This is a genomic window from Streptomyces sp. NPDC057445, from assembly GCF_042802855.1.
Classification (GTDB): Bacteria; Actinomycetota; Actinomycetes; order Streptomycetales; family Streptomycetaceae; genus Streptomyces.
Genome location: NZ_JBHVDH010000017.1, coordinates 1 through 5168, shown reverse-complemented (window position 1 = coordinate 5168; position 5168 = coordinate 1). Strand labels below are relative to the sequence as shown.

Sequence of the window (5168 nt, the reverse complement as noted above, 5' to 3'; positions counted from 1 at the left end):
GTTCACCACTCCCCACGTCCCGTGGGCGGCGCAGAACGAGCACGACTTTGCAGGACTCTTCCGCGCCACCAGAGCTGATGCTCCGAGCGCAGGGGCCTTCACAAGCTTGCTGAAAGGCTTCGTCCCGTCCTACGGAACCGATGCACCGAAGAACTTGAGGAGGCTCCCCCGGGGCGGGAACCCCTCGACGGGCCGGGGGAGGGTGCCAAGCTGCCGGGGCATTGGCTTGTGAAAGTGGAAGGTGCCCCGAGCCAGGCGCTGCTGGGATGTTCCCTCCCGTCAGTCCCTTGGTCCAGTGCTGGCACCGCGAGAGCTCAAGGGGTACCGACAGAAGGTGAGGTCCAGTCGGCGGTCGGACGTAGGCCGGTTCGGCCGTCCCTACCCTCTCAAGTTTGGTCCCTTGGTGTTTGCGCAGGTCACGGCCGTTCTCCGCCCATAACAAGGGACTGTAGGGACTGAACTTCCTAGTTATGACGTAGTCCCGCCCGTACTTGTCGTACGCGCGGGCGCATAGAACAGGGTTCTCCCCTTACTAAAGCTGGCCTCATAAATGGGAAACTGAGTCCCTACAGTCCCTTGCTGGGTGCACATGGTGGCTGTGGCCTGCGGAAACAGGGAGGGACCAAAACTCGGTGAGTCTCGCTGGGGCAGTTGTCCATTGGTCCCTGCTCACCTTGCCGGCTGATGTCGGACCTGTGACCTCGTCACGGAGTACGCCCTGCTGGCCTCCTTCTGCAGGGACTCGCCGCCGCTTCCAACGGGACGCGCGCAATCCTGAGAGTAGAGTCCCTTCAGTCACTCACATATAGGGCATACATGCATATCCGGGCCTAACCTCGCCCCTGCCGACAGGGATCGAAGGGACCCAAGGGACCAAATTTTCACATAGGACCGACGGCACGCGGGGAACGTGCCAGACTCCCCCACGCCGTGCCTCTACACTCTTCTCGAAACACAGTCCCTTTGGTCCCTGAGAGAGCATCACGCACCCCCGTGGCCTGGTGCTTTCCTGCAAGGGACCGAACCTACAAGCCCCGACGAGGACGATCCGCGTGCCGCGCCCTGGTGAGAATCGTGAGCCTGCTGCTGCCAGCAAGCTGACGCCGCCGCACGCCGAGGCCCGCTGGTGCGCGGCCCAGGGTTGGCCTGTCCACCCTCTCGCGCCAGGCCGGAAGGGACCTGCGGCCAACTGCCCCAACTGCAGAGGCCGTCACCACGAGCCCAAGACCTGCCCATGCCTGCCGGCAGGACGTCCTTGCCATGCGTTCCATGCGGCAACGACGAATCTGCAGATCATCGACTCCTGGTGGGCTGCCAGCCCCTCAGCGGGCGTAGGAGTCGCCTGCGGCCCGGCCAACCTGGTCGTCATCGACATTGACGCGCACTCCGCAGCAGTCCCTGACAGGAGTCGCCTACTCCCGGGCATCCCAATCCATGACGCCGTCAACCTCACCGGCCTTGCCTCAGGTTTCGATACCCTCGCTCTGCTCGCAGCTTTCCGTCGACGGCCTGATCCGGCCTACGACGACACCACACTTCGCGTGCGCACTCCCTCCGGGGGTCTGCACGTGTGGTATCAGAATCCGGACCCCCAGTCCCGGTTCCGATGCTCCAACGGTTCCAGCCCCAAGGTCGCCCTCGCCTGGCAGGTCGACGTTCGAGCCGATGGCGGCTACATCATCGCTCCGACAACCCGCACCACGCAGGGAACCTATCGCCGCGTCGGCGCAGCCCGGATGCCTGGCCCGCTGCCCACATGGCTGCGTACCGAACTGATCCGCACCGGTCACCTGATCGCTCCCCAGCCCGCGAGACGCGCCGACACAGCCCCGCTCAGGATCCGCGCGCCACGACCTGCAGCAGCACATCGAATCCTCGACCCGCTGATCAGTGAGGTCGCGCAATGCGCGGCCGCCCCCGAAGGGTGCGGATTCACGGAGAAACTCAACCGCGCCGCCTACACCGCCGGAGGCCTCGCCGCCGCCGGCCACATCGAGGAACGCGCCGCACGGGACCACCTCCTGGAGACGGCCAATCAAGCCCGCCCCTGGCAGTCAGTACGCAACGAGAAGTACATCGACGCCGGCCTGGCCGCAGGGGCCGCCCGCCCCTTCCACCTCGAAGGACGTCCATGAGCAGCGCCGAGAGCACGCCGCGGTTCGATCCCCATGCCGCCGCTCAGCAGATGCTCGACCTTCAGGAGGCTGAACAGTCCCCCGCTCTGCTCCCCGCGCAGGCCTCCCCCGCAACCGTCAGCACACCCATTACGGGCGCAGGGACACATACGGCGCTCATGCCGCCCTCTCTCTCAGATCGGGGTAATGCCCGCCTCTTCGTCAAGCTCTACCGCGACCAGTTCCGCCACGTTGAGGGTCTGGGATGGTTCGCGTGGGACGGTTACCGCTGGAAGCGCGGTAACGGCGAGAAGGCCGCTCTGTGGGCAGCGGGCGAAATGGCCGAGGCTCTTCCCGACACCGACACGCGAGGCATCTTCAACGAGCGCGAACTCGCGCTTCACAAGCGGCGAACCCTGTCGACAACCGGCATAAAGGCTCTGCTCACCCAAGCCAAGGCCTCCCCTGGCCTGTCCGTTGACCCCGACACGCTCGACGGGGATCCCTACGCGCTGTGCACACCGGCCGGTGTCGTCGACCTCCGTACGGGTCAGCTGCGCAAGCCCGACCCAGCCCGCGACTTCCACTCGCGGGCGACCAGAGTCGCCCCACAAGAGATGGCCACCCCCCGCTTCTACCGGTTCCTCACCGACACCTTCGGCGACGACGCCGAAGGCAAGGAGATGATCGATTTCCTTCACCTGCTCCTCGGCTACACGATCACCGGTGACGTCGGCGCGCAGGTTCTGCCTTTTCTCCACGGCCAGGGCAAGAACGGGAAATCTGCGCTCATGGATGTCACGCTCCGAATCCTCGGCGACTATGCCGATGCCGCACCCCCCGGCTTCTTGATGGACCGCGGAGCCTTCTCCGAGCACTCCACGGAGCTAACCGAACTCCACGGCCGCCGACTGGTCGTCTGCAGCGAGCTGAAGCCCAATGACAAGTTCGACGAAGCCCGCGTCCGCCTTCTTACGGGCGGCGACAAAATCAAGGCCCGTCGGATGCGGCAGGACTACTTTTCCTTCACGCCCACCCACCACCTCTGGCTGCTAGGTAATCACAGGCCCGAGGTCTCCACCGGCGGCTTCGCCTTCTGGCGTCGCATCCGGCTTATCCCGTTTGAGCGAATCGTCCCAGACGAACGTAAGATCGATAACCTGGCTCTCGACCTCGTCCGCGACGAGGGACCCGGCATCCTGCAGTGGCTCATTGAGGGCGCCCGCCGCTACCTTGAGACCCGCGACCCACTCGACGGACCCGATCGGGTCCGCCTCGCCACCACCGCCTACGCGAACACCGAAGACCACATCGGCCGCTTCCTCGCCGAATGCTGTACGCGAGACACCGAGAGCCAGCCTGACCTGCGTGTCGAACAAGGTCTGTTGTATGCGGAGTACACCTCCTGGTGCAGTGCAAGCGAGGGCATCCGCCCGGCGACCGCCCGGGCGTTCGCCACGCGTGTGAGGCAGGAGGTCAACCTCGCCTCACCCTCCGACATGATCAAGTCCAATGGGCGGAAGTACTACCCCGGAATCGCCCTGGTGGGAATCGAATGAATCCTCATCTCAGTGCCCCGGTCGCATTGCTCGGCCTACTCCCCCACCAGCGACCGCTCTACGATGAAGACCCGGCCCCGGAAGCGGCGGCCCCGACACCACACTCCGCCGTCAGCCGGCGCGCGGACAGCGGCAACACGCACACCCGCCATGTGAGGCTCCGCTCCGGGGTCCGGCCAACGAAGGAGGGGCTGCAGCCATGAGCTCGCTGTTGACCGAGAGCGACCTCATCCACGAGGAAGAGGTGGTGTGGCTGGAGAACCCTGACTTCGACTACGTACGCCAAGCCCTCGACAAGACCAGGCGACGTAACACCAAGCCTCCCTATGCTCGCGACGGGCGCATGATCGGCTACGCCATCCTCGGCGAAGACGCCGAACCGGACCCTGACAGCGGTCTCTACAAACGACGGGTCTTCTACCTCCTCCCCCACGACCGCGACAGCCTCCCCGACGGTGTCTACCGCGAAGGCGCCCCTGGCGAAGCTGTCGACCCGCGCACTATCGAGCCCACAAAGCCAGGCCACAAAACACCGCGGTCTCAACGAGGGCTCGCAGCAACAGCGTCTTAGCCAGAAGGCCGAAGCCGCCGCCCCGGCGGCCCGTAGCGAAACCCGGCCTGCGCGCCGACACCTCGGTGACTGTCCCAGTTCAAGCTGCTGTCAACGCCAGATAAGGACATCTGCCAGACAGATTGAGGGCCCCGCGCGCGGGGCCCTCAATCTGTCTGGCAGATGGTTACTGCCTACGGGGCATTGTCTGTTCGGGTCGCGCAGTGCTCAGTCGGCGGAGATGAGACCCTCGGCCTGCACTGGCAAGATCAGACGAAACCTGATCACTACTCCGTGACGAAGGGCGCGTATCCGACCGGGACCTCGCTCACCTGAAGCTCGGAGAAGAGCAGAGTGAGGTTGTGCGCGTTGGTCTCAATGCGTACCTCGTGGAAGTCGATCCCGAGGGCCTTCGACCAGCGTCGGGTCGTCTCCGACTCGGGGAGGAGCTTGGCTCCCGCGTAGAGGCAGTGCCACTTCACGCCCCAGACGTATCCGTCGAGGTCGACACAGGTTTCGTGGTCGATGAGCCGGTCGTCCAAAGAGCCCCGCCAGGTCTCCGCCGGCACTGACGTCTCGCACCGCGCCTCAACGCAGTACCTGAAGAGGTAGCGCAGGTGGGATGGCGTAATGCCGGTACGGGGATCAGCCGTCGCGTAGACGATGACCTCGTAGTCACGCATGTAGTTGGTGTATCCGTGGTGCACGACAGCGTGATCGAAGGTCTCGTCCAGCATCTGTTCAAGCACGGCGGCATCCATGCCGCACTTCTACCTCACTCGGCGAGACCTTCGACAATGAGATACACGGGCGTCAGGCACCGTTGGCCCCCAAGATCGCCCGGACAAGTCCTAGTGCTGGATTCCGCTTTCAGTGGGTATAGATGCTGGTGGCGGGGTGGTTCGGGTGCTCGGGGGGCGGGTGCTGGGCGGATGGTGTTACGAG

The 5168-nt window shown here is 64.9% G+C and carries 4 protein-coding genes; 3 read left to right on the top strand and 1 reads right to left on the bottom strand.

Features of this window, described 5'->3' with window-relative positions; all coding sequences use genetic code 11:
* Positions 1 to 1097: 1097 nt before the first annotated feature.
* The 3 genes from ACFU5O_RS27690 (at position 1098) to ACFU5O_RS27680 (ending at position 4244) form a co-directional block, all read left to right on the top strand.
* Positions 1098 to 2135, top strand: coding sequence for a bifunctional DNA primase/polymerase (locus ACFU5O_RS27690; RefSeq protein WP_384244830.1), 1038 nt, complete (start codon positions 1098 to 1100; stop codon positions 2133 to 2135).
* Positions 2132 to 3673, top strand: a complete 1542-nt coding sequence (locus ACFU5O_RS27685) for a phage/plasmid primase, P4 family (RefSeq protein WP_384244674.1) — start codon at positions 2132 to 2134, stop codon at positions 3671 to 3673. The genes ACFU5O_RS27690 and ACFU5O_RS27685 overlap by 4 nt, the downstream gene beginning before the upstream one ends.
* 199 nt (positions 3674 to 3872) lie before the next feature.
* Entirely contained in the window at positions 3873 to 4244 is a 372-nt protein-coding gene (locus ACFU5O_RS27680) for a DUF6009 family protein (protein ID WP_384244673.1), read from the top strand.
* Between the two features lie 266 nt (positions 4245 to 4510).
* On the opposite strand, the gene ACFU5O_RS27675 is transcribed toward ACFU5O_RS27680, so the two are convergent.
* Positions 4511 to 4984, bottom strand: coding sequence for a hypothetical protein (locus ACFU5O_RS27675; RefSeq protein WP_384244672.1), 474 nt, complete (start codon positions 4982 to 4984; stop codon positions 4511 to 4513).
* Between the last annotated feature and the right edge of the window lie 184 nt (positions 4985 to 5168).